At 71.7% G+C, this 21,794-nt stretch carries 20 protein-coding genes; 16 read left to right on the top strand and 4 right to left on the bottom strand.

Going from position 1 to position 21,794, the window contains the following annotated elements; translation table 11 throughout:
* Nucleotides 1–45: 45 nt before the first annotated feature.
* From ACX6XY_RS20420 to ACX6XY_RS20405, 4 genes are all read left to right on the top strand, one after another.
* The gene (locus ACX6XY_RS20420) at nt 46–936 is read left to right on the top strand and encodes a class E sortase (RefSeq protein ID WP_460332606.1); all 891 of its coding nucleotides are present in this window, start codon (nt 46–48) and stop codon (nt 934–936) included.
* Between the two features lie 21 nt (nt 937–957).
* Nucleotides 958–1,311, top strand: a complete 354-nt coding sequence (locus ACX6XY_RS20415) for a DUF6412 domain-containing protein (protein ID WP_460332582.1) — start codon at nt 958–960, stop codon at nt 1,309–1,311.
* Nucleotides 1,312–1,485: 174 nt separating this feature from the next.
* Nucleotides 1,486–2,217, top strand: a complete 732-nt coding sequence (locus ACX6XY_RS20410) for a YidC/Oxa1 family membrane protein insertase (RefSeq protein WP_460332580.1) — start codon at nt 1,486–1,488, stop codon at nt 2,215–2,217.
* A 139-nt stretch (nt 2,218–2,356) separates the two neighbouring features.
* Nucleotides 2,357–3,214: a fumarylacetoacetate hydrolase family protein gene (locus ACX6XY_RS20405; protein ID WP_460332579.1), complete on the top strand. Its 858-nt coding sequence runs from the start codon at nt 2,357–2,359 to the stop codon at nt 3,212–3,214.
* A gap of 103 nt (nt 3,215–3,317) precedes the next feature.
* On the opposite strand, the gene ACX6XY_RS20400 is transcribed toward ACX6XY_RS20405, so the two are convergent.
* Nucleotides 3,318–4,460, bottom strand: coding sequence for a Gfo/Idh/MocA family oxidoreductase (locus ACX6XY_RS20400; protein ID WP_460332577.1), 1,143 nt, complete (start codon nt 4,458–4,460; stop codon nt 3,318–3,320).
* A gap of 219 nt (nt 4,461–4,679) precedes the next feature.
* Here ACX6XY_RS20400 and ACX6XY_RS20395 point away from each other — a divergent pair, with 219 nt between their 5' ends.
* The 9 genes from ACX6XY_RS20395 to ACX6XY_RS20355 all read left to right on the top strand — a co-directional run bounded on the left by ACX6XY_RS20395 (nt 4,680) and on the right by ACX6XY_RS20355 (nt 14,081).
* Complete coding sequence (locus tag ACX6XY_RS20395) at nt 4,680–5,564, top strand: hypothetical protein (protein WP_460332575.1); 885 nt, start codon at nt 4,680–4,682, stop codon at nt 5,562–5,564.
* 35 nt (nt 5,565–5,599) lie between these two features.
* Entirely contained in the window at nt 5,600–6,364 is a 765-nt protein-coding gene (locus tag ACX6XY_RS20390) for a GntR family transcriptional regulator (RefSeq protein ID WP_460332574.1), read from the top strand.
* A gap of 177 nt (nt 6,365–6,541) precedes the next feature.
* Nucleotides 6,542–7,663 carry a TIGR03364 family FAD-dependent oxidoreductase gene (locus ACX6XY_RS20385; RefSeq protein WP_460332604.1) on the top strand — a complete coding sequence of 374 codons (1,122 nt, stop codon included), beginning with the start codon at nt 6,542–6,544 and terminating at the stop codon, nt 7,661–7,663.
* Nucleotides 7,660–8,379 carry a phosphonatase-like hydrolase gene (locus tag ACX6XY_RS20380; protein ID WP_460332572.1) on the top strand — a complete coding sequence of 240 codons (720 nt, stop codon included), beginning with the start codon at nt 7,660–7,662 and terminating at the stop codon, nt 8,377–8,379. Before ACX6XY_RS20385 ends, ACX6XY_RS20380 begins: the two co-directional genes overlap by 4 nt.
* A complete protein-coding gene (locus ACX6XY_RS20375; RefSeq protein WP_460332570.1) occupies nt 8,376–9,503 on the top strand; it encodes an ABC transporter ATP-binding protein in 1,128 nt (375 codons plus the stop codon). The genes ACX6XY_RS20380 and ACX6XY_RS20375 overlap by 4 nt, the downstream gene beginning before the upstream one ends.
* The gene (locus ACX6XY_RS20370) at nt 9,496–10,410 is read left to right on the top strand and encodes a 2-aminoethylphosphonate ABC transporter permease subunit (protein ID WP_460332568.1); all 915 of its coding nucleotides are present in this window, start codon (nt 9,496–9,498) and stop codon (nt 10,408–10,410) included. Before ACX6XY_RS20375 ends, ACX6XY_RS20370 begins: the two co-directional genes overlap by 8 nt.
* Entirely contained in the window at nt 10,397–11,194 is a 798-nt protein-coding gene (locus tag ACX6XY_RS20365) for an ABC transporter permease (RefSeq protein ID WP_460332566.1), read from the top strand. The genes ACX6XY_RS20370 and ACX6XY_RS20365 overlap by 14 nt, the downstream gene beginning before the upstream one ends.
* An 84-nt stretch (nt 11,195–11,278) precedes the next feature.
* Nucleotides 11,279–12,334 (top strand): 2-aminoethylphosphonate ABC transporter substrate-binding protein, encoded by a 1,056-nt coding sequence (locus ACX6XY_RS20360; protein WP_460332564.1) that lies wholly within the window; start codon nt 11,279–11,281, stop codon nt 12,332–12,334.
* 157 nt (nt 12,335–12,491) lie between these two features.
* Nucleotides 12,492–14,081, top strand: coding sequence for an alkaline phosphatase family protein (locus ACX6XY_RS20355; protein WP_460332562.1), 1,590 nt, complete (start codon nt 12,492–12,494; stop codon nt 14,079–14,081).
* Nucleotides 14,082–14,160: 79 nt separating this feature from the next.
* Here ACX6XY_RS20355 and ACX6XY_RS20350 read toward each other — a convergent pair whose 3' ends face one another.
* The gene (locus ACX6XY_RS20350) at nt 14,161–14,940 is read right to left on the bottom strand and encodes an HAD-IIA family hydrolase (RefSeq protein ID WP_460332560.1); all 780 of its coding nucleotides are present in this window, start codon (nt 14,938–14,940) and stop codon (nt 14,161–14,163) included.
* A gap of 239 nt (nt 14,941–15,179) precedes the next feature.
* On the opposite strand from ACX6XY_RS20350, the gene ACX6XY_RS20345 reads away from it, so the two are divergent.
* The 3 genes from ACX6XY_RS20345 to ACX6XY_RS20335 all read left to right on the top strand — a co-directional run bounded on the left by ACX6XY_RS20345 (nt 15,180) and on the right by ACX6XY_RS20335 (nt 17,596).
* On the top strand, nt 15,180–15,731 hold the full coding sequence (locus ACX6XY_RS20345; RefSeq protein ID WP_460332558.1) for a hypothetical protein: 552 nt from the start codon (nt 15,180–15,182) through the stop codon (nt 15,729–15,731).
* A gap of 19 nt (nt 15,732–15,750) precedes the next feature.
* Entirely contained in the window at nt 15,751–16,413 is a 663-nt protein-coding gene (locus tag ACX6XY_RS20340) for a class F sortase (protein WP_460332556.1), read from the top strand.
* 133 nt (nt 16,414–16,546) lie between these two features.
* Nucleotides 16,547–17,596 carry a glycoside hydrolase family 6 protein gene (locus tag ACX6XY_RS20335; protein WP_460332554.1) on the top strand — a complete coding sequence of 350 codons (1,050 nt, stop codon included), beginning with the start codon at nt 16,547–16,549 and terminating at the stop codon, nt 17,594–17,596.
* Nucleotides 17,597–17,690: 94 nt separating this feature from the next.
* Here ACX6XY_RS20335 and glxA read toward each other — a convergent pair whose 3' ends face one another.
* Entirely contained in the window at nt 17,691–19,631 is a 1,941-nt protein-coding gene (glxA, locus tag ACX6XY_RS20330) for a radical copper oxidase GlxA (protein WP_460332552.1), read from the bottom strand.
* Nucleotides 19,628–21,532, bottom strand: coding sequence for a glycosyltransferase family 2 protein (locus ACX6XY_RS20325; RefSeq protein WP_460332550.1), 1,905 nt, complete (start codon nt 21,530–21,532; stop codon nt 19,628–19,630). Before ACX6XY_RS20325 ends, glxA begins: the two co-directional genes overlap by 4 nt.
* Between the last annotated feature and the right edge of the window lie 262 nt (nt 21,533–21,794).

Genomic DNA, 21,794 nt, shown 5'->3' with positions numbered 1-21,794 from the left:
GTGGAGGGAGCGGGCGTGCGCGAGCGCGAGCGGGTTCCGGTGGTGTTGGCACGGGGTGCCGCACGGCGGCGGCGTTCGATAGGGGTACGGGGGCTGTGGGGCGCGGCCGAGGTCGCGGTCACGGTGGGCGTGGTGCTGCTGCTCCTCGTGGTGCATCAAGTGTGGTGGACCAATCGGGAGGCTCAGGCGGGGGCCGCGCGGCAGGTTCGGGCTCTGGAGAGGCAGTGGCGGGGGAGCCACCCGCCGGGGCTCGCTCCGTCCCTGGGGTCCGTTCCCTCGGAGGGGGCTTCGGGAGCAGCCGAGGGGGCTTCGGACGAGGCTTCGGGGGGAGTTTCGGGGGCGGCTCCGGGAGTGGCTTCGGGGACGGTTTCGGAGGGGGGTGGGGGCTCGGGGGCCCGGTCTTCCGGGGCTTCCTCCTCGCCGCCCGCGGACCCTTCGTCTTCGCCTTCGCCTTCCGCTTCCTCGGAGTCCTCGGCCCGCTCGGCTCAGGTCTACGCCATCCTGGACATCCCCCGTATCGGCCTCCGCGTCCCCGTCGCCGAGGGGATCAGTAAGGCCGAGGTCCTGAACAAGGGGTACGTCGGCCACTACCCGGAGACCGCGGGACCCGGCCGGGCCGGGAACTTCGCCCTCGCCGGGCACCGGAACACCCACGGCGAGCCCTTCCGGCACATCGACCGGCTGCGGGCCGGTGACCGGCTGACGGTCGAGACCAGGGACGCGGTCTACGCGTACGTCGTCGACCGCACCCTGCCGCGGACCCTGCCCCGCGACGGGAGCGTCATCGCGCCCATCCCGCGCAGCGAGGTCAAGGCCGGGCACGGGTACCGCGAGCCTGGGTACTACCTCACGCTCACCACCTGCACCCCCGAGTACTCGTCCAAGTACCGGCTGGTGGTCTGGGGGAAGTTGAAGTCCGTCACGCCCCGTGCGTAAGGCCGGGGCCCTGTACGGTGGATGTCCTGGACAGAGAGGGGGTGGCTCGTGCTGGCTGGCGTGAAGGCGTCGCGGTCGGCGGGGGCGGCCCTGCTGCTGTTCCTCGTCTCACAGGTACTCGTCCAGGTACTTGTCGCCGACGGCGGCGCGCTCTCCGCCGCCGTGGCCGTCGCCGCCACCGCCGCAGCCGGGGCCGCGCTCGTCGCCTGTGCCGCCATCGCCTCGCGTTGTGTGCCCGTCGTGCCGTCCGCGTGGGTGCGTACGGCTCTGCGTGACCGTGAGCGGCGTACCGCCTTCCTGCCGCAGCGCGATCCCGACGCCTCCGGGCGTATCCGTCCCCGAGCTCCGGGGCGGCTCGTCCCGACGCCCGCGTAGGGGACGTTCTCCGTACGCTCGCCGTACGTTCTCCGTCTGCTCTCCGTCTGCTCTCCGTCTGTTCTCCGCTTGCTCTCCTCGCGGGGCGTCCTGCCGATCCGATGTCAGCTCCGATCCAGCTGACACAGCTCTGATCTCATCCGGCACGACGAGCCCTCGGAGGGTTCTTCCACCATGTCTGTTCTCCGTGCTGCCGCCGACCTGGTCGACCGCTTCGCCGACCTGTTGCAGCCCGTCTTCCACACCTCGGCGGCCGCCGCCGCGATCGTCCTGTTCACCATGGCCGTACGGCTGGCCGTCCATCCCTTGTCGCGTGCGGCCGCCCGCGGGCAGCGGGCCCGCGTCCGGCTCGCGCCGCGGCTCGCCGCGTTGCGCGAGAAGCATGCCGGGAATCCCGAGCGGCTGCGGCGGGCGGTCATGGAGCTGCACGCCGAGGAGAAGGCCTCGCCGCTCGCCGGGTGTCTGCCGAGTCTGGTGCAGCTCCCCGCGTTCCTGCTGATGTTCCAGCTGTTCTCCCGTACGGAGCTCGGCGGCGAGCCGAACGTCCTGCTCGGGCACACCCTGTTCGGGGCCCCGCTCGGCGGACGCTGGACCGACGCGCTCGCGGACGGCGGGCTGCTCGGCGGTCCCGGCGCGGTGTACCTGGTGCTGTTCGCGCTGGTCGCGGCCGTGGCGACAGTCATGTACCGGCGTACGAAGGCGCAGCTCGCGGACGCGCAGGCCGCGTCCGCCGCGCAGGCCGCGTCTGCCGCGCCGGGCGTGCCCGCCGCGCTGGCGAAGACGCTGCCGCTGATGTCCTTCGCGACGCTCGCCACCGTGGCCGTCGTCCCGCTCGCGGCCGCGCTGTACGTGGTGACCAGCGCCGCCTGGAGTGCCGTCGAGCGGGTGCTCCTGTACCGCCCGTGACGGGCGCCGCCGACGGTCCGCGCGGTCCGATATCTGAACAGGGTCTTGCGGAGTGGACAGGCAACCTGGAGGATCTGCCAAACCACCCTCCGATGGCCGCACTCCATCGGCCCCAGTGGTGACCAGGGGAGTGTGAACAATGAAGTTGCTGCGAGTCGGAGTGGTGGGGGCGGAGCGCCCGGCGCTGCTCGATCAGGACGGTGTCCTGCGTGACCTGTCGGGGCTGGTCTCCGACATCGACGGGGAGCTGCTGGCGGATGCCGCCGCGCTGGCCCGGATCCGGGAGGCCGCCGCCGCGGGCACGCTGCCCGCGGTCGACGCCGCCGGGCTGCGGGTCGGCCCGCCGCTCGGCCGGATCGGCAAGGTGGTGTGCATCGGGCTGAACTACCACGACCACGCGGCCGAGACCGGCGCGGCCACCCCGGCCGAGCCGATCGTCTTCTTCAAGGCCCCGGACACGGTCGTCGGGCCCGATGACACCGTGCTCGTACCGCGCGGGTCGGTGAAGACCGACTGGGAGGTCGAGCTCGCCGTCGTCATCGGGCGCACCGCCCGCTATCTGGGCTCGGACGAGGAGGCGCTCGCGCACGTCGCCGGGTACGCCGTCGCCAACGACGTCTCCGAGCGGGAGTGGCAGATCGAGCGCGGCGGCACCTGGGACAAGGGCAAGAACTGCGAGACGTTCAACCCACTGGGCCCGTGGCTGGTGACCGCGGACGAGGTCGCCGACCCGCAGGCGCTGGGGCTGCGGCTCTGGGTGAACGGCGAGCTGCGGCAGGACGGGAACACCAGCGACCAGATCTTCCCGGTCGCGGAGGTCGTCCGCTATGTGAGCCAGTTCATGACGCTGTATCCGGGTGATGTCATCAATACGGGTACGCCCGCGGGGGTGGCCATGGGGCAGCCCGAGCCCAAGCCGTTCCTGAGGGCCGGTGACGTGGTGGAGCTGGAGATCGAGGGGCTCGGGAGGCAGCGGCAGGAGCTCAAGCAGGCGTGAGAGACGTGGCGCGGCGTTGCGGGGGGGGGCACCGAGTCCCCCCGCCCCCGCCCCCGCCGCCCCGCGCCGAGCCCTCGGCGGGAGGGCAGCCCCCGCCGCGCCGTCAGAGCGTGACCGTCGCCCCGGCGCGTGCGGACTCGCGCGCCGCCTCCAGGATCTCCAGCGTCGCCGCCGCCTCCGCGGCCGTGACCGGGTTCGGCGCGCCGTCGCGCAGCGCCGCCGCGATCGCCGCGTAGTACGCCGGATAGTCACCCGGCAGGGTCGGTACGGGGCGGCCGCCGCCGGTCAGCGGCGACTCGCCCGCGCCGACGCGGCCCCACCGCTCCTCCGGCTCCACACCCCAGGCCCGGTCCTGGTTCCGGCCCGGACGTTCGCCCTCGCGCAGGGCCGCCTCCTGTGGGTCGAGCCCGTACTTGACGTACCCCGCCCGTGAGCCCAGCACCCTGAAGCGCGGCCCGAGCTGGGCGGTCGTGGCGGAGACGTACAGGTGGGAGCGGACGCCGCCGGTGTGCGTGAGCGCGATGAACGTGTCGTCGTCGGCCTCGGCGCCTGGTCGCCGTACGTCCGATTCGGCGTAGACGGACGCGACCGGGCCGAACAGCGCCAGCGCCTGGTCGACCACATGGCTGCCCAGGTCGAACAGGAGCCCGCCGATCTCCTCCGGGTCCCCGGACTCACGCCAGCCGCCCTTGGGCCGCGGCCGCCACCGCTCGAACCGCGACTCGAAGCGCTGTACGTCACCCAGCTCGCCGTCGGCGATCAGCTGTCGCAGGGTGCGGAAGTCGTTGTCCCAGCGGCGGTTCTGGAAGACGGACAGCAGCAGCCCGCGCTCGTCCGCGAGCGCGCCGAGCCGCCGGACCTCGGCCGCCGTACCGGCCAGCGGCTTGTCCACCACGACCGGGAGCCCGGCCTTGAGCGCGGCTTGGGCCAGCGGCACATGGGTCTTGTTCGGCGACGCGATGACCACCAGGTCGAGCGCGTCGGCCCGGTCCCACAGTTCGTCGGGCGAGGCGGCGCGGCGCAGCGCGTCGCCGTGCTCGGCCCGCGCCCGCGCCTGCCGCTCCGGGTTCGACGTGACGATCGTGTCGAGCTCGAGCCCCTCGGTGGCGGCGATCAGCGGCGCGTGGAAGACGGAGCCCGCCAGTCCGTAGCCGATCAGCCCGACGCGCAGCGGGGACGGCACGGAAGGCGAGGGGGACAGGGCCGATGAGGCCGAGGCGGACGGGGTGGGGGGAGCAGCGTGCATGCGCTCCACTTAAGCAGGTGCGCCGGGTGCGCTGCTCGGCGGGCGCAGGGCGCAGGGCACAGGCACAGGGCGCAGGGCACGGGCACGGGCACGGAGTGCGGCCTTCGTCAAACCGCGCGAGGGAAAAATACGTTGATAGGGGTGGTTTGGCTGTCTGATCGGTCGATCCGAGGCATGGCGTACGGGCACGGCTGCCCGTACGTGGCAAGGTCTCGCGGTATGCGACCGTGCAGCGCCCTCGCCCTCTGTCTCACCGCCGCTCTCGCCACCGCGACGCCCGTCGCCGCCGCGTCGCCCGCCGCCGACGGGGACGGGCCGCTCGCGCGGCCAGCGGCGGAGTGTCTCACCGCGTGGGGCGGCGAGGCAGGCGAGCGGGCCGAGCGCGGCGACTTCCCGGTGACCGCCGCCATCGAGCGCGGCCCCGACACGTACCACCCCGGCGACGCGGCACGGAACTGGACCGTCGCGCTGACCAACACCACCGACGCCGCCTGCGACGACATCCACCCGATCCTGGTACTCGTCGACGAGGAGCGCACGCTGCGCGCCCGCCAGCCGAAGCTGGAGTTCCGCGAGGGCGACCGGTGGCGGCCCGTCCCGTTCACGCGCACCGACCGGGACGAGAACATCGGCGTCTTCGACGACGGCTTCCCCGGCTTCACCATCGCGCCGGGCGAGACGGTCGACGTTCCCGTGCGCCTCGCGTTCGCCCCGGACACCGAGCCGCACCGGGTCGTCGCCCACGCGGCGCTGATCCAGCGGCGCGACGACGACGGCGACTGGGTCGGCCAGTCGGACGCCTACGAGTTCGCCGTCACCCCCCGCGAGGACGCCGCGCGGGCCGAGCGCGAGGGCGCGCCGGACGCCGCCCGCGGCGAAGCCCCGGACAGTGGCGGCGGCCGCGACGCCCACGACGCTCACGACTCTCTGCCGGGCGCGGCGCACCCGCCCGCGCAGCTCGCGGAGACGGGCGTCGGCGGTCCACCGCTCGGCCTCGGGCTCGGACTCGGGCTCGGGGCCGGGGGGTTGTGGACCGCCGTGGCCGCCCTCCTGGTCGGCGGCGGCGCGCTGGCCGTATGGGCCCGCCGCCGCGCCCGAGGCTGATCCGGCTGTTCACGGGCACCGCATACAGTTCCGCCGTGGACTACCCGAACGACCAGCACCCCGGCGCGCCCGTACGGGCAGGCGTCCCCGAGCACGGGCGTCTTCCCAAGTACTACGCGGTCAAGACGCGGATCGCCGCCCTGCTCGACGAGTTGGGCGAAGGCGAGCCGCTGCCTACGGAGCGCGAGCTCGCCCTGCGCTACGAGGTGGCGCGCGAGACCGTACGGCAGGCCCTGCGCGATCTGCTGCTCGAGGGGCGGCTGCGGCGGCACGGCCGCGGCACGGTCGTCGCCGGGCCCAAGCTGGAGCAGCCGCTCGCCCTGGCCAGTTACACCGAGGGCGTACGCCGCCAGGGGCTGCGGCCCGGCCGAAGCCTGATCTCTCTGGACCGTTTCCCGTGCCAGGGCGCGCTGGCCGCCGAGCTCGGCCTCGAACGCGGCCGCCCCGTATGGCACATGGAGCGGGTGCTGCTCGCGGACGACGAGCGGATGGGCCTGGAGAGCACCTATGTGCCAGTGGACCGGGCGCCGCGGCTCGACGTCGAGTTCGCGCCCGACTCGTCCTTCTACTCCTATCTGCGCGATCAGCTCGGCATCGTCTTCGGTGACGCGGACGAGCGGATCGAGACCGTTCTCGCGACCCCGCGTGAGGCGTTGCTCATCGGCACCCCGCCCGCGCTCCCCATGCTGCTGATCCACCGCACCTCACGGGACACCGGCGGGCGGCGTCTGGAGCGGGTGCGCACGCTGTTCCGCGGCGACCGCTTCAGCTTCACGACGCGGCTGGGGCGGCAGGACTAGGCGACTGGACTAGCGGCAGGGCCGGATCAGGCGGCAGGGCCAAGGGCGGCGAAGCAGCCCAGCGACCCGTTTAAGTCACAGGAAGATAACGGGTCTAGGCCAAGCTTGGGAGCCCGTTCACCGTCCTGTCGTCGACCGGACCCCGACCCGCCACCCGTCCCCGGAAACGTGACCGCCGTGAGAGTCATCGTCGTAGGAGCCGGTGTGGTGGGAACCATGCACGCCTGGCACGCAGTGGAACGCGGCCATCAGGTCGTCCAGATCGAACGGGAGGCCGAGGCGCGCGGGGCGAGCCTGCGCAACTTCGGCCAGATATGGGTCAGCGGCCGCGCGGGCGGGGAGGAGCTCGAAACCGCGTTGCGGGCCAGGGAGTTGTGGGAGGGCATCGGCGCTCGCGTCCCCGGTCTCGGCTTCCGGGCCAACGGCTCGCTCACCCCCGTACGCACCGAACGGGAACGAGCCGTCGCCGAAGCCGCGCTGGCCCGCGACGACGCGGCCGCACGCGGCTACCGGCTGCTCACCGCCGCCGAGGCCCGCGAGGTCAACCCCGCCCTGCGCGGCGAGTTCACCGGGGCCCTGTGGTGTGAGCGGGACGCGGCCGTCGAGCCCCGCACCGCACAACTCGCCCTCCGCGAAGCCCTGCTGGCCTCGGGCGGCTACACGTTCCTGCCCGGCAGGGAGGTCCGCGAGGTGGTCGGGGGGCACGCGGTACGCGACGACCACGGCGAGGTGCACACGGGCGACGCGGTCGTCCTGTGCACCGGCGCGGCGCTCGGCGGCCTGGTCCGCGAACTTGCCCCGGACCTGCCCGTGCGCCGGGTCCGGCTCCAGATGATGCAGACCGACCCGCTCGGCGAACCGCTCACCACCTCGGTCGCCGACGCCGACAGCTTCCGCTACTACCCGGCCTACCGCTCGCCCGCGCTCGACGAACTGAACGCCGCCCAGGCGCAGACGCCGACCGCCGCGGCGCACCGGATGCAGCTGCTCATGGTCCAGCGCCGCGACGGCGGACTGACCATCGGCGACACCCACGAGTACGTGCACCCGTTCGCCTTCGACGTGCTGGAAGACCCGTACGACCACCTCACCGAGGTCGTCGAGGCCTTCCTCGGCAGGCCGCTCCCCAAGATCCGCCGCCGCTGGGCCGGGGTGTACGCGCAGTGCGTCGACGCCGGCCGGGTGGTGCACCGCCAGCGGGTCCGCGACGGGGTGTGGCTGGTCACCGGGCCCGGCGGGCGCGGGATGACCTGCTCTCCGGCGATCGCCGAGACGACCGCGAACGAGCTGGGCTGGTGAGCGAGTTGACCCCGGAGACCAAGTTGACCCCGGAGACCAAGCTGGTCGTGCTCGATATGGCCGGTACCACCGTCGCCGACGGCGGCCTCGTCGAAGAGGCCTTCTCGCACGCCGCCGAACGGCTCGGCGTCACCCCCGGCTCCCCGGAGCACGCCGAGCAACTCGCCTACGTACGCGCCACCATGGGCGAGTCCAAGATCTCCGTATTCCGGCATCTGTACGGAGACGAGACGCTCGCCCAGCGCGCCAACACCGCCTTCGAGACCGCGTACGGCGAACGCGTCGACGGGGGCAGGGTCGCCTCGATTCCCGGCGCCCGCGAGGCCATTGAGCAGCTCCAGGGCGCGGGCCGCACCGTCGTCCTGACCACCGGCTTCGCCCGTGTCACCCTGGACGCGATCCTCGACGCGCTCGGCTGGCGCGACCTGGTGGAACTCACCCTCTGCCCGGCCGACACGGGCGGGCGCGGGCGGCCCTACCCGGACATGGTGCTGGCCGCGCTGCTGCGCACCGCCGCCGCCGACGACGTACGGGAGATCGCCGTCGCGGGCGACACGGCCTACGACATGCGCTCCGGACGCCGCGCCGGGGCCGGGACCGTCGCCGGGGTGCGGACCGGGGCGCACGACGCGCGGCGGCTCACGGCGGCCGGGGCCACCCACGTACTCGACTCGGTCGCCGAACTGCCCGCGCTGCTCGGCGGAGGTCGGCGATGAGCAGCGGCATACGGTTCGACGGCGTCACCGTCGCGTACGGGAAGACCGTGGTCCTCGACTCGCTGGAACTCACCGTCGAACCCGGCGAGGTGCTGGCCCTGCTCGGGCCGTCCGGCTCCGGCAAGACCACCGCGCTGCGGGCCGTCGCCGGATTCGTACGGCCCGCGGCCGGGCGGGTGTTCATCGGCGGGCGCGACGTCACCGGGCTGCCGCCGTACCGCCGGGGCGTCGGCATGGTCGTCCAGCAGTACGCGCTGTTCCCGCACCTGCGCGTCGAGGACAACGTCGCCTTCGGGCTGAAGGCCCAGCGAGCCGCGCGGCGCGAGATCCCGGCACGGGTCGCCGAAGTCCTGGAGATGACCGGGATGAGCGCCTACGCCAAGCGGTATCCCCGCGAACTCTCCGGCGGGCAGCAGCAGCGCGTGGCCATCGCGCGGGCGCTGGCCATCCGGCCCGGTGTGCTGCTGCTCGACGAGCCGCTGTCCGCGCTCGACGCCCGGCTGCGCTCCGGGATGCTCGCCGAACTCGCCAGGCTGCACCGCGAGTTGCCCGACGTCTCCATCTTGTACGTCACCCATGACCAGGTCGAGGCGCTGACGCTCGCCGACCGGATCGCCGTGATGGACCAGGCGCGGCTGCGGGACTGCGGCACGCCACGGCGGCTCTACCGCAGCCCGCGCACCGCGTTCACGGCGTCCTTCGTCGGCGACGCGAACCTGCTGCCGGTGGCCGTCGCCGACGGCGGTGTGCGCTTCGCGGGCACCGACCTGAAGGTCGAGACCGCGGGCGACCTCGTGGAGGGGGCGAAGGCCACGCTCTGCGTGCGGCCCCACCTGATCAGGCTCGCGCACCCGGATACGGCCCCGAACCCGGATGCGGATACGGACGCGGCCCCGGCCCCGGATGCGGACGCGGGCGGGTGCGGGGCGAACGCCCTGCGCGGCACCGTGACCGAGGTCCAGTGGCGGGGCTCCACCCACCGGCTGTACGCGGACGTCGGCGGCCACACCGTACGGGCCGACCTCCGCGAACTCCGGCAGCCGCCGGTTCCCGGAACCGAGGTCACCCTGTGCTTCGCGCCCGAGGACGCGGTGCTGCTCACGGCCGAGGTGAGCCATGGCTAGCCCCACCGCCGCGCCGCGCGCCCCGCGCCCCACGCCCGCCCCGCGCCCCGCGCCCGCCCCGCGCCGCCAGCGGGACGCGGAACCGCGCGGCGTACCGCCCTGGCTCTGGGCGCTGCCGCCCGTCGTCGTCCTCGCGCTCGTGTTCCTCTATCCGCTCGCCCTCGTCGTCCGGCAGTCCTTCTCGCCCGACGAAGGCGGCGTCTCCGCCCGGCCCTACGCCGAGGTCTTCGCCTCCCCGGCCTTCCGGGACGCGCTCGCCACCACCGTGTGGCTGGCCGTCGGGGCCACCGTCGGCTGCCTGGTACTCGGCTTCGTCCTCGCTCTGGTCATCGCCTTCGTGCCGTTCCCCGGTGGGAAGGCCGTCGCGAGGTTCGTCGACGTGTTCCTGTCCTTCCCGTCGTTCCTGATCACCCTCGCGCTGCTGTTCATCTACGGCAGCGTCGGGATGGCCAACGGCCTGTGGACCGACGTCACCGGCGCGGACAGCGGACCCTTCCAGTTCCTGACCACCCCCTGGGGCGTACTCCTCGCCGAGGTCACGTACTTCACGCCCTTCGTGATGCGGCCGCTGCTCGCCGCCTTCTCGCAGCTCGACACCGCGCAGATCGAGGCCGCCTCCTCGCTGGGCGCCAGAGCGCCGCGCATCGTCGCGCGGGTCATCCTGCCGGAGGCGCTGCCCGCGCTCGCCGCGGGCGGCAGCCTGGTCCTGGTCCTGTGCCTCAACGAGTTCGGGATCGTGCTGTTCACCGGGGCCAAGGGCGTGACCACCCTGCCGACGCTCATCTACGGCAAGGCCATCCTGGAGTCCGACTACCCGGCCGCCTGTGTCGTCGCCGTCGTCAACATCGCGATATCCGTGGGCCTCTACGGCCTGTATCGGGTGGTGAGCCGCCGTGTTGGTGCATAGCCGCCTCGGCAGGCTGGCCAGCTGGGCGCTGTTCGCCGTCCTCTTCCTGCCGCTGTTCGCGTTGCCGCTGCTGGTCATCCTCGCCGCGTCCCTGTCGGCGAACTGGTCCGGGGCCTTCCCGTCCGGGCCCACCGCCGAGCACTACACCGCCGCCGCCCGCGGCGAGTCCCTCCAGGCGCTCACCACCAGCCTGGTCACCGCGCTGACCGCGAGCGTGCTCGCCCTCACCGTCGGCACCTGGGCGGCGCTCGCCGCGACGGCCGTCGGCGGGTACGGGAAACGGGCGCTGGACGCGCTGTTCGTGCTGCCCGTCGCCGTGCCGAGCGTGGTCGTCGGGCTCGCCGTGCTGGTCGCCTTCAGCAAGCCCCCGATGCTGCTGAACGGCACCCGCTGGATCGTGATCCTCGCGCACGCCGTACTGGTCACGGCCTTCGCCTACCAGTCGGTCGCGGCGGCGGCCGCCCGGCTCGACCCGGCGTACGAACAGGCCGCCGCGTCCCTCGGCGCACGCCCCTCGTACGTCCTGTGGCGGGTGCGGCTGCCGCTGCTGCTGCCCGCGCTCACCTCGGCCGGAGGCCTCTGCTTCGCCCTGTCCATGGGCGAGTTGAGCGCCACCATGATGCTCTACCCGCCGGACTGGATGCCGCTCCCGGTCCGGATCTTCGCGGCGACCGACCGCGGTTCGCTGCTCACCGGCTCCGCGCTGGCCGTGGTCCTGATGGGGACGACGCTGCTGGTGCTGCTCGCCATGTCCGGTATCCGCACCAAGGCCTCCTACCGCTGACGCGCTCCGAACAACGCGCTCCGAACAGCGCACTCCGAACAACACGAGCACCCAACGAATCGACACGAAGGAGAACCCGACGCCATGCGCCGCCCCGCCCGGATCACCGCCGCCCTCACCTGCGGCTTCGCCCTCGCCGTCTCCCTCACCGCCTGCGGCGGCTCTGCCGCGTCCGACGACAAGGTCGTCACCGTCTACAGCGCCGACGGCCTCAAGGGCGAGGGCGGCGACGGCTGGTACGACCAGGTCTTCGCGGACTTCGAGAACGAGACCGGCATCAAGGTCAAGTATGTGGAGGGCGGCTCCGGCGAGATGGTCCAGCGCGCACTGCGCGAGCGGACCAACACCCAGGCCGACGTGCTGGTCACCCTCCCCCCGTTCATCCAACAGGCCGACGGAAAGGGCCTGCTGACGGAGTACCGGCCCGAGGGCGTCGAACAGGTCGACGGCGCGGACCGGGCCGAGAACGGCCACTGGACGGCGGTCGTGAACAACTACTTCTCCTTCGTCTACAACAAGAAGGAGCTGAAGCGCGCGCCCCAGACCTGGGAGGAACTCCTCGACAGCCGTTACAAGAACAAGCTCCAGTACTCCACGCCCGGCGTCGCGGGCGACGGCACCGCCATGGTGATCAAGGCGATGCACGACTTCGGCGGCAAGGAGCCCGCCATGGCGTACCTGAAGAAGCTCCAGCCCAACAACGTCGGCCCGTCCTCGTCCACATCGAAGCTGGCGCCCAAGACCGACAAGGGCGAACTCCTGGTCGCCAACGGCGATGTGCAGATGAACTTCGCGCAGTCCAAGTCCATGCCGAACCTGGGCATCTGGTTCCCGAAGAAGGCGGGCGGCAAGCCCACCACCTTCGCGCTGCCCTACGCGGCCGGTCTGGTCAAGGACGCCCCGCACAGCGCCAACGGCCGCCGCCTTCTCGACTACCTGCTGAGCGAGAAGGCGCAGCAGCAGGTCAGCGCGGTCGGCGGCGGGTTCGCGGCGCGCAAGGACGTCAAGGCGACCGACGCCAACGCCATCGAGCTCACCAGGATCATGGACGGGGTCGAGGTCTTCGAGCCGGACTGGGCCGACATCGACGAGAACCTCGACGCGTACGTCGACGCCTGGAAGTCCGCGACCGGAAGCTGACCCGCCCCGAACCGGTAACCCCGCCGCCATCGACGCCGTCGAGGATCTGGACAGTGTCGCCCCGCGGCGCGAAGGTAACGGGTCTGGTCCAAACGGGAGCGGAGCGAACCCCGTTCAGGCCGGGCCCGCCTCGACCCCACAGGAGGAGTACGTGCCCATGCCCCAGCCCGGACGCGGCCGCACCCTGGCCGCAGCGGCCACCGCGGCCGCCCTGCTCGCAGGCGTCACCCAGCTCTCCGCGACGGCCGCCCCCACGGTCACCCCCGCCGCCGCCCCCACGGCCGGTACCGCCGCCGATACCGCCGCCGATACCGCCGTCGGTACCGCCGCCGATACCGATACCGACAAGGTGCTGGTCATCGGCCTCGACGGCGTCAACCTCGACCGCCTCAAGCAGGCCGACGCGCCCCGCCTCAAGCGGCTGATGGCCGAGGGCCTGACCGCCGAATCCCTGCTGTACGCACGGCCGATGGCCGCCACCTCGTCCGGCCCCGGCTGGTCCACGATCGCCACCGGCGTCTGGCCCGACCAGCACGGAGTCAGGGGCAACTCCTTCTCCGGCAAGCGGTTCGACGCCTACCCCGACTTCCTCACCCGCGTCGAGAACGCCAAGCCGTCCCTCGACACCTACGCGGCCGCCGACTGGGAGCCGATCACCTCGTCCGACAAGGGCGGCCCGATCTTCGGCCCGAAGATCGACAAGCGGCTCAGCCTCAAGGGCGACGCCAACGGCTACGACGTCGAGGACCCGAAGATCGCCGCCGCGGCCTCCGACGAACTGAGGAACCGCGACCCGGACGCCGCTTTCGTCTACCTCGGCGAGATCGACATCGCGGGCCACCGCTACGGCGCGGCGAGCCAGCGCTACCTGGATGCCATCGCCAAGGTCGACACGCTCGTCGGCCAGGTGCTCGACTCGGTCACCGCGCGCCCCACCTACGACCAGGAGAACTGGAAGATCCTGGTCACCACCGACCACGGCCACACCGACGCGGGCGGCCACGGCGGCTCAAGCGCCCAGGAGCGCGGCACCTTCGTCATCGCCAAGGGCGCGGGCATCCCGGCCGGTTCCGTGCGGCATGACGTACGCCTCGTGGACGTCGCCGCCACCGCGCTGGACCACGTCGGGGTGGCCACCGCCGGTCTGGCCGGACAGCCGCTGGACAGCGGGGACCACGACGACTTCGACACTCTGCGGCCGAAGCTCCAGGGCCGCGTCGACGAGACTCACATACCGTCCGGCGTGCGGGGCTTCACCCACACCCCGCCCGCGGGCTGGACGGTCGACAACTCCCGGATGGGCGCCGGCGGCGTCACCGAGTGGCGCGGCTGGACCTTCGCCACCGACGACTTCTGGTCGCGGTCGCAGCGCGACCAGTGGCGCGAACTCAACGTCGGCCAGCGCGATGTCTTCGCCGTCGCCGACTCCGACGAGTGGGACGACAAGTCGCACACCGGGGCCTTCGACTCGACGCTGATCAGCCCCAAGTGGAACGTGGCGGGCGACGCCACCCGCAGCCTGCGCTTCCGCACCCATCTGCGGCACGAGCCCGGCCAGCGCGCCGAGGTCCTCGTCTCGTACGACGGCGGCACGCCGACCGTGGTGAAGTCGTACACCGCCGACACCGTCGCCCAGTGGCAGGAGATCCCGCTCAACACGCGGGGCGCCGACGAGATCCAGGTCAGTTTCCGCTACAGCGGCGACAACAACTGGTACTGGACGCTGGACGACGTCTGGCTCCGCTGACCGCCGGCGGCCGGGCGGACGCCCTGGCGCCCGCCCGGCCGCGGAATCCGCGGAATCCGCCGAGCCCGCCGAGCCCGGATCAGACGCGGTCGACCAGGTCCGCGATGGAGTCCACGACCGTGGTCGGCCGGTAGGGGTAGCGGTCGATGTCGTCCTTGCCGGTCAGCCCGGTGAGTACGAGGAACGTCTCCATGCCCGCTTCCAGACCCGCCAGTACGTCGGTGTCCATCCGGTCGCCGATCATCGCGCTGGTCTCCGAGTGCGCCCCGATCGCGTTCAGTCCCGTCCGCATCATCAGCGGGTTCGGCTTGCCGACGAAGTACGGCTCCTTGCCCGTCGCCTTGGTGATCAGCGCGGCCACGGAACCGGTCGCGGGCAGGACGCCCTCGGTCGAGGGGCCGGTGTTGTCCGGGTTGGTGCAGATGAACCGGGCGCCGTCGTTGATCAGGCGGATCGCCTTCGTCAGCGCCTCGAAGCTGTAAGTGCGGGTCTCGCCCAGGATCACGAAGTCCGGGTCCGAGTCGGTCAGGATGTACCCGGCCTCGTGCAGCGCCGTGGTCAGACCCGCCTCGCCGATCACATACGCGGTGCCGCCGGGGTGCTGGTTGTCCAGGAACTTGGCCGTGGCGAGCGCCGACGTCCAGATGTTCTCGACCGGGACCTCCAGGCCGATCCGGATCAGCCGGGCCTGGAGGTCGCGGGCGGTGTAAATGGAGTTGTTGGTCAGCACCAGGAAGGGCTTGCCGGACTCCCGCAGCTTCTTGATGAAGGCGTCCGCCCCCGGCACCGGGACACCCTCGTGCATCAGCACGCCATCCATGTCGGTGAGCCAGGATTCGATCGGCTTGCGCTCTGACATGGATGCGACTCCTTCACGGTCAGTATCAGGGCCCCGATGATAACGGGCCTGGTGCGGGGCGTGTCCGGACCGCGAGACCCCCGGCCGCCACCCGGATGGCCTAGCGGCGGCCCGCTGCGCGTGCGGGCCGCCGCCGGGCGCTGGACCTTCGGAGTATCAGGAGGTCCACCATGCGCCCTACTGGACGAAACCGTCTCGCGGTCACACTCTGTGCCGCCGTCATCGCCGGGGGTGTCTGCGTGCCCGGTGTCGCGCTGGCCGCCGAGGCCGCGGGAGGCGTCAAGGTCGCCCCCGCCAAGGCCACGCCGGGCAGCGAGGTCGAGCTGCTGGCGGCGGGGTGCGACGGGACGAAGGCGGTCGCGGCGTCCGAGGCGTTCGTGGCCGACGCGGATCTGGCCGCGCGGGCCGGGAAGGGGTTCCCGCTGTCCGGGGAGGCGATGATCCGGTCGACGGTGACCCCCGGCACGTACGAGATCACCGTGACCTGCGACGGCGGCAAGGGGGACAAGGGGGACAAGGGCGGCACGGTCCGGGGCGAGCTTGAGGTCGTCCGGAAGGCCCCGGCGGACCAGGCGACGGGCAAGCCGTCGGACCAGCCCGCGACCACCGCATCGCCCACCGCGCCGATAAGGGCGGGCGGCGGCGGCACCGCGGACGACCGGGCCGCCACCGTGTCCGCCGCCGACGGCCAGAGCTCGGGATCCGGGTATCTCGTGCTCGGCGTGCTGTTCGCCAGCGCGGCCGGTCTCACCGTGGCGGGCCTGATCCGGCGCCGGCGTCGCGGTCAGTAGCGGACCGGTGCACGGATCGATGCGCGAGCCGGAGAAGGGGCGGGGCTCGGGCAGGCTGCTGGCCGGGGTGGCCTGGGCGGTCCTGCTGGTCGGCCTGTGGCTGTGGGGGCGGGAGGTCACCGACCTGCCCGACGGGTACGCGGCCCCGGCCACCGGCGATGTCGCCGCGGTCGGGCGACCGCCCGGAGTGCGGCTCCCGGCCGCGCGCGAGCCGCTGCCCGCCGCGCTGCCGCAGCGCGTCGACATCCCCGCGATGGGCGTCCAGGCCCCGGTGGTGCGGCGCGGCCTGGACGCCGACGGGGCCGTGGACCCGCCCCCGTACGCGCAGGCCGGTGTCGTCGGCTGGTACGCGGCCGGGGTGCGGCCCGGCGCTCAGGGCACCGCGCTGCTGGTCGGCCATGTGGACACCGAGACCAGACCCGCGGTCTTCTACGACCTGAGCACCCTGCGCCCCGGCGAGCGGATCCGCGTCGCCCGCTCCGACGGGTCCCTCGCGGAGTTCACCGTCGAGGAGGTCCTGGTCCTCCCGCGGGACGGCTTCGACGCCCGCAAGGCCTACGGAGAGCGCCAGGCGGGCCGCGCCGAGCTGCGGCTGATCACCTGCGGCGGCACGTTCGACCGGGCCAGGCGCAGCTACACCGCCAACGTGGTGGTCTCCGCGTATCTCACCGGCACGCGGTAGCACCCGGCGAGCGGCGGCGCCCGCCCCCCCGGCAGCGCCCGGCCCCCCGGCAGAGCCCGGCGGGCGGCGGCACCGGCGGGTGCGGCCCGTATGCCAGGATTGGGGGCCACACAGGGCACCCGAGGGGGAGTGGATGTACGGCCGTGACAGCCGCCGTGGGCGCAGGTCCGCACGCTGGGGGGTAAGGGCGGGAGCAGGCGCCGTGGGGGCGGCGCTGCTGCTGTCCGGATGTTCCGGGGGATCGGGCGACGGCTCAGACGAGGACAACGCGAACCCGCCCGCCGCCAAGCAGCGGCCCAAGAGCGAGGACCCGTACTGGGTCAACCCCGAGAGCAAGGCGGCGCGGGCGGTCGCCGACTACCGGCGGGACGGCAAGGACGAGGACGCCGAGCTGATCAAGAAGATCGCCGAGCAGCCGGTGGGGAACTGGATCCGCACCGACGGCGGCACCCGCGAGGAGACCCGCGAGATCACCGAGGCCGCGCGGAAGGCCGACCGGGACGCGCTGCTGGTCCTCTACAACGTCCCGCACCGCGACTGCGGCCAGTACTCGGGCGGCGGCGCCGCCGACGGCGAGGCGTACGCCGAGTGGATCGGCGAGGTGGCCGCGGGCATCGAGGACCGGCCCGCCACGATCATCCTGGAACCGGACGCGGTGCTGCACCTGGTGGACGACTGCACGCCCGGCGAGTACCACAAGGAGCGCTACGAGGCGCTCAAGGGCGCCATCAAGACGCTCAAGGCGCTGCCGAACACCAAGGTGTACCTGGACGCGGGCAACGCGGGCTGGGGCTCGCCCGACTCGCTTTTCGAGCCGCTGACGTGGTCGGGGGTCGCCGACGCCGACGGCTTCGCGGTGAACGTGTCGAACTTCTACTCCACCGAGGACAGCATCGCGTTCGGCAAGAAGCTCTCGGCGAAGATCGGCGACAAGCCGTTCGTCATCGACACCAGCCGCAACGGCAACGGCCCCTACACCGAGGGCGATCCGGGCGAGCGCTGGTGCAACCCGCCGGGCCGGGCGCTCGGCGAGACGCCCACCACCGACACCGGTGACCCACTGGTGGACGCCTATCTGTGGGTGAAGCGTCCGGGCGAGTCCGACGGCGAGTGCAAGGGCGGCCCGAAGGCGGGCGAGTGGTGGCCCGAGTACGCGCTCGACCTCGTCAGGGCCAGCCAGTAGCGCGGCGGTCGTACGTACGTGAGGGCGCCCCCTGCGAACAGGGGGCGCCCTCACGTACGTACAGCAGGAGCAGGAGCAGGAGCGGGGGCGGCCGCTAGGGGATCTCCACCCAGACCGCCTCGCTCGGCACGCCCTGCTCGTCCACCACGAACAGCATGTACCAGCCGGACTGCACCAGGTTCTTGTTCTTCGGCACCGTGACCTGGACGCTGCCGTCCTTCTTCTCCAGCTCCAGCTCGATGGAGCGCTGGTCGACGTCGGTGACGTGCGTCGTGGCGCTCGGCTTGATCAGCCGCGCCTTCCTGATGGACGACGAGTCGTCGGTCTTGAAGGTGGCCGTGCCGCCCCGCTCGATGGACTCGGGACCGCCGCTGAGCGTCGGCTTGTCGCCCTGGTAGTTGTACGGCGGGGTGTAGATCTCGATGCGCTGCTCGAACTTGCCGGGCTTGGTGTTGGCCTTGTCCGCGAACAGCGAGTCGGAGCCGAAGACCACCACCCGGCCGTCCGGCAGCAGCAGCGAGCCCGAGTGGTAGTTGCGGCCCACCAGCGGGTCGGCGACCCGGTGGAACGTGTTGCTGCCCGAGTCGTACATCCGCGCCTGGAGGATGTTGGAGTCGCTGCGCCCGCGGTAGTCCTCGGAGCCGCCGGTGACCAGTACGTCGTCGTTGGGCAGGACGGAGGACTGCGGGTAGCGGGTGCCCTTGTCGAGCTCGGGGCCGTCCACGAACTTCGGGTCGTCTTCCTGGAGGTCGACGATCCGGGTCTTCTTGCTGGACTTGTCCGACTCGCCGACGCCGCCGCCGCCGATCACCATGAACCGCTCGTCCTGCGCGGGCGGCAGCATGACCGTGCCCGCGGTCTCCATCAGCTTGGCGTCGCTGAGGCCGGGTATCTTCTCGAACTCGTTGCTCTCGAAGTCCCACAGGCCGGGGTCGCGGCCGACGTCGGCGGGGCCGTAACCGGCGTTCGCGCCCGAGTAGAAGAGCTTGCCGCTGGGCAGCTGGAACACCGCGGGGTACGTCGGGAACTGGCGCTTCTGCTTGACGTACTCCCACTTCTTGGTCTTCGGGTCGTACGCCTCGTTACGGTCGCCGGGGACGATCTGGCCGATGTCGTCGAGGCCCGACAGCGCGAGGACGCGGCCGTCGGAGATGGTGGTCAGGGTCGGGTACCAGCGCGACTCGTTCATCGGGTCGACCTTGATGTACTTCTCGGCGACCGGGTCGAACTCGTAGGCGTCGTTGATGCCCTGGAAGTCCTTCTTGTCCAGGGCGAGCTTCTGGGCGATGCCGTAGGTGTTGCGGGCGTCGGCGCCCTTGAGGCCCTCGACGCGGTAGTTGTCCTCGGTGCCGGTCTCGTACTTCTTGCCGCTCTTGGCGGCCTCGACGTAGACGCGCTTGAAGCCGGGCTTGTTGCCCAGGAACTTCCCGGTCTCCTTGTCGAACTGCTTCTCGGCGCGCTCGATGACGATCGGGTCCTGGGAGACGAACGTCTTGCCGTTCTCCTTGCCGGTGAACTTCGTCCCGGCGGGCAGCGTGATCGGCTTGTCCGGGTTCTCGTTGTGGACGATCATCAGGCCGCCGGCCTTGGTGACATCGCCTTCGAGGGTCTCGTACCGCTTGGTGCCGCCCGCGACCAGGAGCCTGCCGTCGGGCAGCTGGGTGTGGCCGGTGCAGAACAGGTCGTTGGGCGTGTCGATCTTCTTGAAGGTGTTCTTGACCGGGTCCCAGAGGACCGTGTCGAACTTCCCCGCGTCGAAGTTCTTCTGGTTGTTGCCGGAGCCCGCGACCAGCAGCACCTTCCCCGTGTGCAGCAGCGCCGAGTGGATCGTGTTCAGCCGGTACTCGTCCGGGACGTCGACGATCTCCCACTTGCCGTTGTCGGCCTTGTACTCGGGCCGGTCGATCTTGTACGCGTGGTACTGCTCGGAGCCGAAACGCCACAGGGCGGGCCCGTTCATCCCGGCCAGCGCGAGCACCACCGCCGCGCCTATCGCTATGCGGCGGGCGCGGCGGCGGCTGGAACCGTCTTTCATTTCTTACGTCCCCCAAGGGAAATCTGCATGGTCTGGTCGTTCCCCGCCCAACTGGGCTGGTGCTGCTGCTCCGGTGCGGGGCGCGGTGCGGGGCTCGGCGGCGGGGTCTCGCTCCGCTTCTTCGCGTCCTGCCGCATCCCCCAGCGCCAGATGAAGATCGGCGCTGCTGTGATCAGCAGGGCGAGCGAGGCCCAGGTGATCATCGCGGGGTGGTCGTTGCCGAGGAAGAACGAGGCGACGGCGGAGCCGCCGAAGACCGCGATGAAGAACAGGTGGATGCGGAACGTGCCGGAGAGGGTGTCCGGGCTGGCCGAGTCGCCCTTCGGGGTGACCACGAAGCCGCTCTTGCGGCGCAGTACGGCGTCCATCAGGGAGCGCGCGTACACCGGGGCGGACAGCGCGGACATCATCATTCCGGCCACGCCGCCGGAGCCCTCGGGCTCGTGCGGGGAGACGTTGTGGCGGCGGTTCCAGATGTAGAGGCCGATCTGGAGCGCGGACGCGTTGCCGTAGAGCATCAGCCAGATCGTCGGGTCGATGCTCACACCCGACGCGCCGAGACCGAGGAACAGCACACAGCTCAGCGCCGCGAGGATCCAGTTCAGGGCCGACATCGGATAGAAGATGATCATCATCGTGTAGTTGAAGAGCTTGCCGGGCGGCAGTGTGCCCCAGCCCTTCCAGTACTGCTTGAGGATCGTCTCGTACGTCCCGCGCGACCAGCGCAGCTGCTGGGTGAAGAAGTCCGTCCAGGCGTTCGGGCCCTCGCCGACCGCGAGCACGTCCGGCGTGTAGACCGAGCGCCACTTCTTGCCCGTCGCCGGGTTCTTGGCGCGGTGGATCTCGAAGCCGGTGGCCATGTCCTCGGTGATCGAGTCGTACAGGCCGCCGATCTGCTTGATCGCGGAGATCCGGACGGCGTTGGACGTGCCGACGAACATCGGGGCACCGTAGCGGTTCCCGGCCCGCTGGATGAGGGCGTGGAACAGGAACTGCTGGGACTCGGCGGCCTTGGTGATGAAGTTGTCGTAGTTGCCGTAGACCTGGGGGCCGATGACGAAGCCGACGTTCGGGTCGCGGAAGAAGCCGAGCATCCGCTCCAGGTAGTTGGGCAGCGGGATGTGGTCGGTGTCGACGGAGGCGAAGTAGTCGTAGTCGTCGCCGTGCGCGTCCAGCCACGCGTTGTAGTTGCCGTGCTTGGTCTTGGCGCGGTGCGGGCCCTTGGGCTGGTTCCACTTCGCCACGCCCTTGCGGGAGAAGTGGTGCACGCCGAGCCGGGCGCAGACCTCCTTGACCGCCGGGTCGTCGCCCTCGTCCAGGAGCCAGACGTGCATCAGGCCGCGGTGGCGGATCCTGACCGCGGCCTCCAGCGTCTTGGTCACCATCTCCAGCGGCTCCTTGCCGGGCACGAAGGAGGTGAGGAAGGCGACTCTGGTGCCGGTCTCGGGCACCACCGGGACCGGGTCGCGGGCGACCAGGGTGGCGTGCGCGTTGGAGACCACGTTCATACAGCGGAAGAGTTCGATCAGGCCGATCGAGACCAGCATCACGACGTCGAGCGCGGGCAGGAAGTCGTACGCCGGGTTCTCGCGCTCGGTCCAGTGGCTGGGCTGCAGCAGCCAGGCCAGCAGCACGATCGAGACCAGCGGCGCGGCGCAGAGCATCAGGGCGGCGCGGACGCGGTGCGGCTCCTGGGAGAGCAGCGAGCGGTACTGGACCCGGTACGGTTTGTCACGGGCGGGCTGGGTCAGGGGGCCCGCCAGTCGGCTGTAGTGCTCGTAGTCGTACCGGGGCAGGCTCTTCTTGATGCGCCCGAGACCGCCCGTCCGGTTCTGGGGCACCCGCAGCTGAGTCGTCTGCGACGGATCGTTATGCCCGGCGCCAGGCGGCGTGGACGTCATGAGTCATCTCCCCCACACGCGGCGGTCCGCGTGTCGTCGTTCCTTCCGCCCGCTCCGGTTTCCCGCGACGTTCACAGGCGCATCAGTGGCAGGTGCCTGTCCCCTAGGACAGGGAACGACGACCTTCCGGTTGCATGATGCCCGCCCGAACATCCGTACAGGAAACGGGCCCCCACCCTCTTGACCAACTTGCAACCGGCCCAGGGTTCTACGGCCCCCTTCATGATCGCAAGAGTGACGCCGCTCATGCGAGCGCATACGA

Source organism: Streptomyces sp. O3 (genome assembly GCF_054788135.1).
The sequence above is the reverse complement of the archived record's forward strand: the minus strand, read 5'-3'. Positions and strand labels throughout refer to the sequence as shown.

Excerpts from the sequence above, each read along its gene's own strand:
- ACX6XY_RS20395 (WP_460332575.1), top strand. The coding sequence starts at position 4,680 with ATGCGACCGTGCAGCGCCCTCGCCCTCTGTCTCACCGCCGCTCTCGCC.
- ACX6XY_RS20400 (WP_460332577.1), bottom strand. The coding sequence starts at position 4,460 with ATGCACGCTGCTCCCCCCACCCCGTCCGCCTCGGCCTCATCGGCCCTG.
- ACX6XY_RS20375 (WP_460332570.1), top strand. The coding sequence starts at position 8,376 with ATGAGCAGCGGCATACGGTTCGACGGCGTCACCGTCGCGTACGGGAAG.
- ACX6XY_RS20335 (WP_460332554.1), top strand. The coding sequence starts at position 16,547 with ATGTACGGCCGTGACAGCCGCCGTGGGCGCAGGTCCGCACGCTGGGGG.
- ACX6XY_RS20405 (WP_460332579.1), top strand. The coding sequence starts at position 2,357 with ATGAAGTTGCTGCGAGTCGGAGTGGTGGGGGCGGAGCGCCCGGCGCTG.
- ACX6XY_RS20360 (WP_460332564.1), top strand. The coding sequence starts at position 11,279 with ATGCGCCGCCCCGCCCGGATCACCGCCGCCCTCACCTGCGGCTTCGCC.
- ACX6XY_RS20410 (WP_460332580.1), top strand. The coding sequence starts at position 1,486 with ATGTCTGTTCTCCGTGCTGCCGCCGACCTGGTCGACCGCTTCGCCGAC.
- ACX6XY_RS20340 (WP_460332556.1), top strand. The coding sequence starts at position 15,751 with ATGCGCGAGCCGGAGAAGGGGCGGGGCTCGGGCAGGCTGCTGGCCGGG.
- ACX6XY_RS20355 (WP_460332562.1), top strand. The coding sequence starts at position 12,492 with ATGCCCCAGCCCGGACGCGGCCGCACCCTGGCCGCAGCGGCCACCGCG.
- ACX6XY_RS20325 (WP_460332550.1), bottom strand. The coding sequence starts at position 21,532 with ATGACGTCCACGCCGCCTGGCGCCGGGCATAACGATCCGTCGCAGACG.
- ACX6XY_RS20415 (WP_460332582.1), top strand. The coding sequence starts at position 958 with ATGTCCTGGACAGAGAGGGGGTGGCTCGTGCTGGCTGGCGTGAAGGCG.
- ACX6XY_RS20350 (WP_460332560.1), bottom strand. The coding sequence starts at position 14,940 with ATGTCAGAGCGCAAGCCGATCGAATCCTGGCTCACCGACATGGATGGC.
- ACX6XY_RS20370 (WP_460332568.1), top strand. The coding sequence starts at position 9,496 with ATGGCTAGCCCCACCGCCGCGCCGCGCGCCCCGCGCCCCACGCCCGCC.
- glxA (WP_460332552.1), bottom strand. The coding sequence starts at position 19,631 with ATGAAAGACGGTTCCAGCCGCCGCCGCGCCCGCCGCATAGCGATAGGC.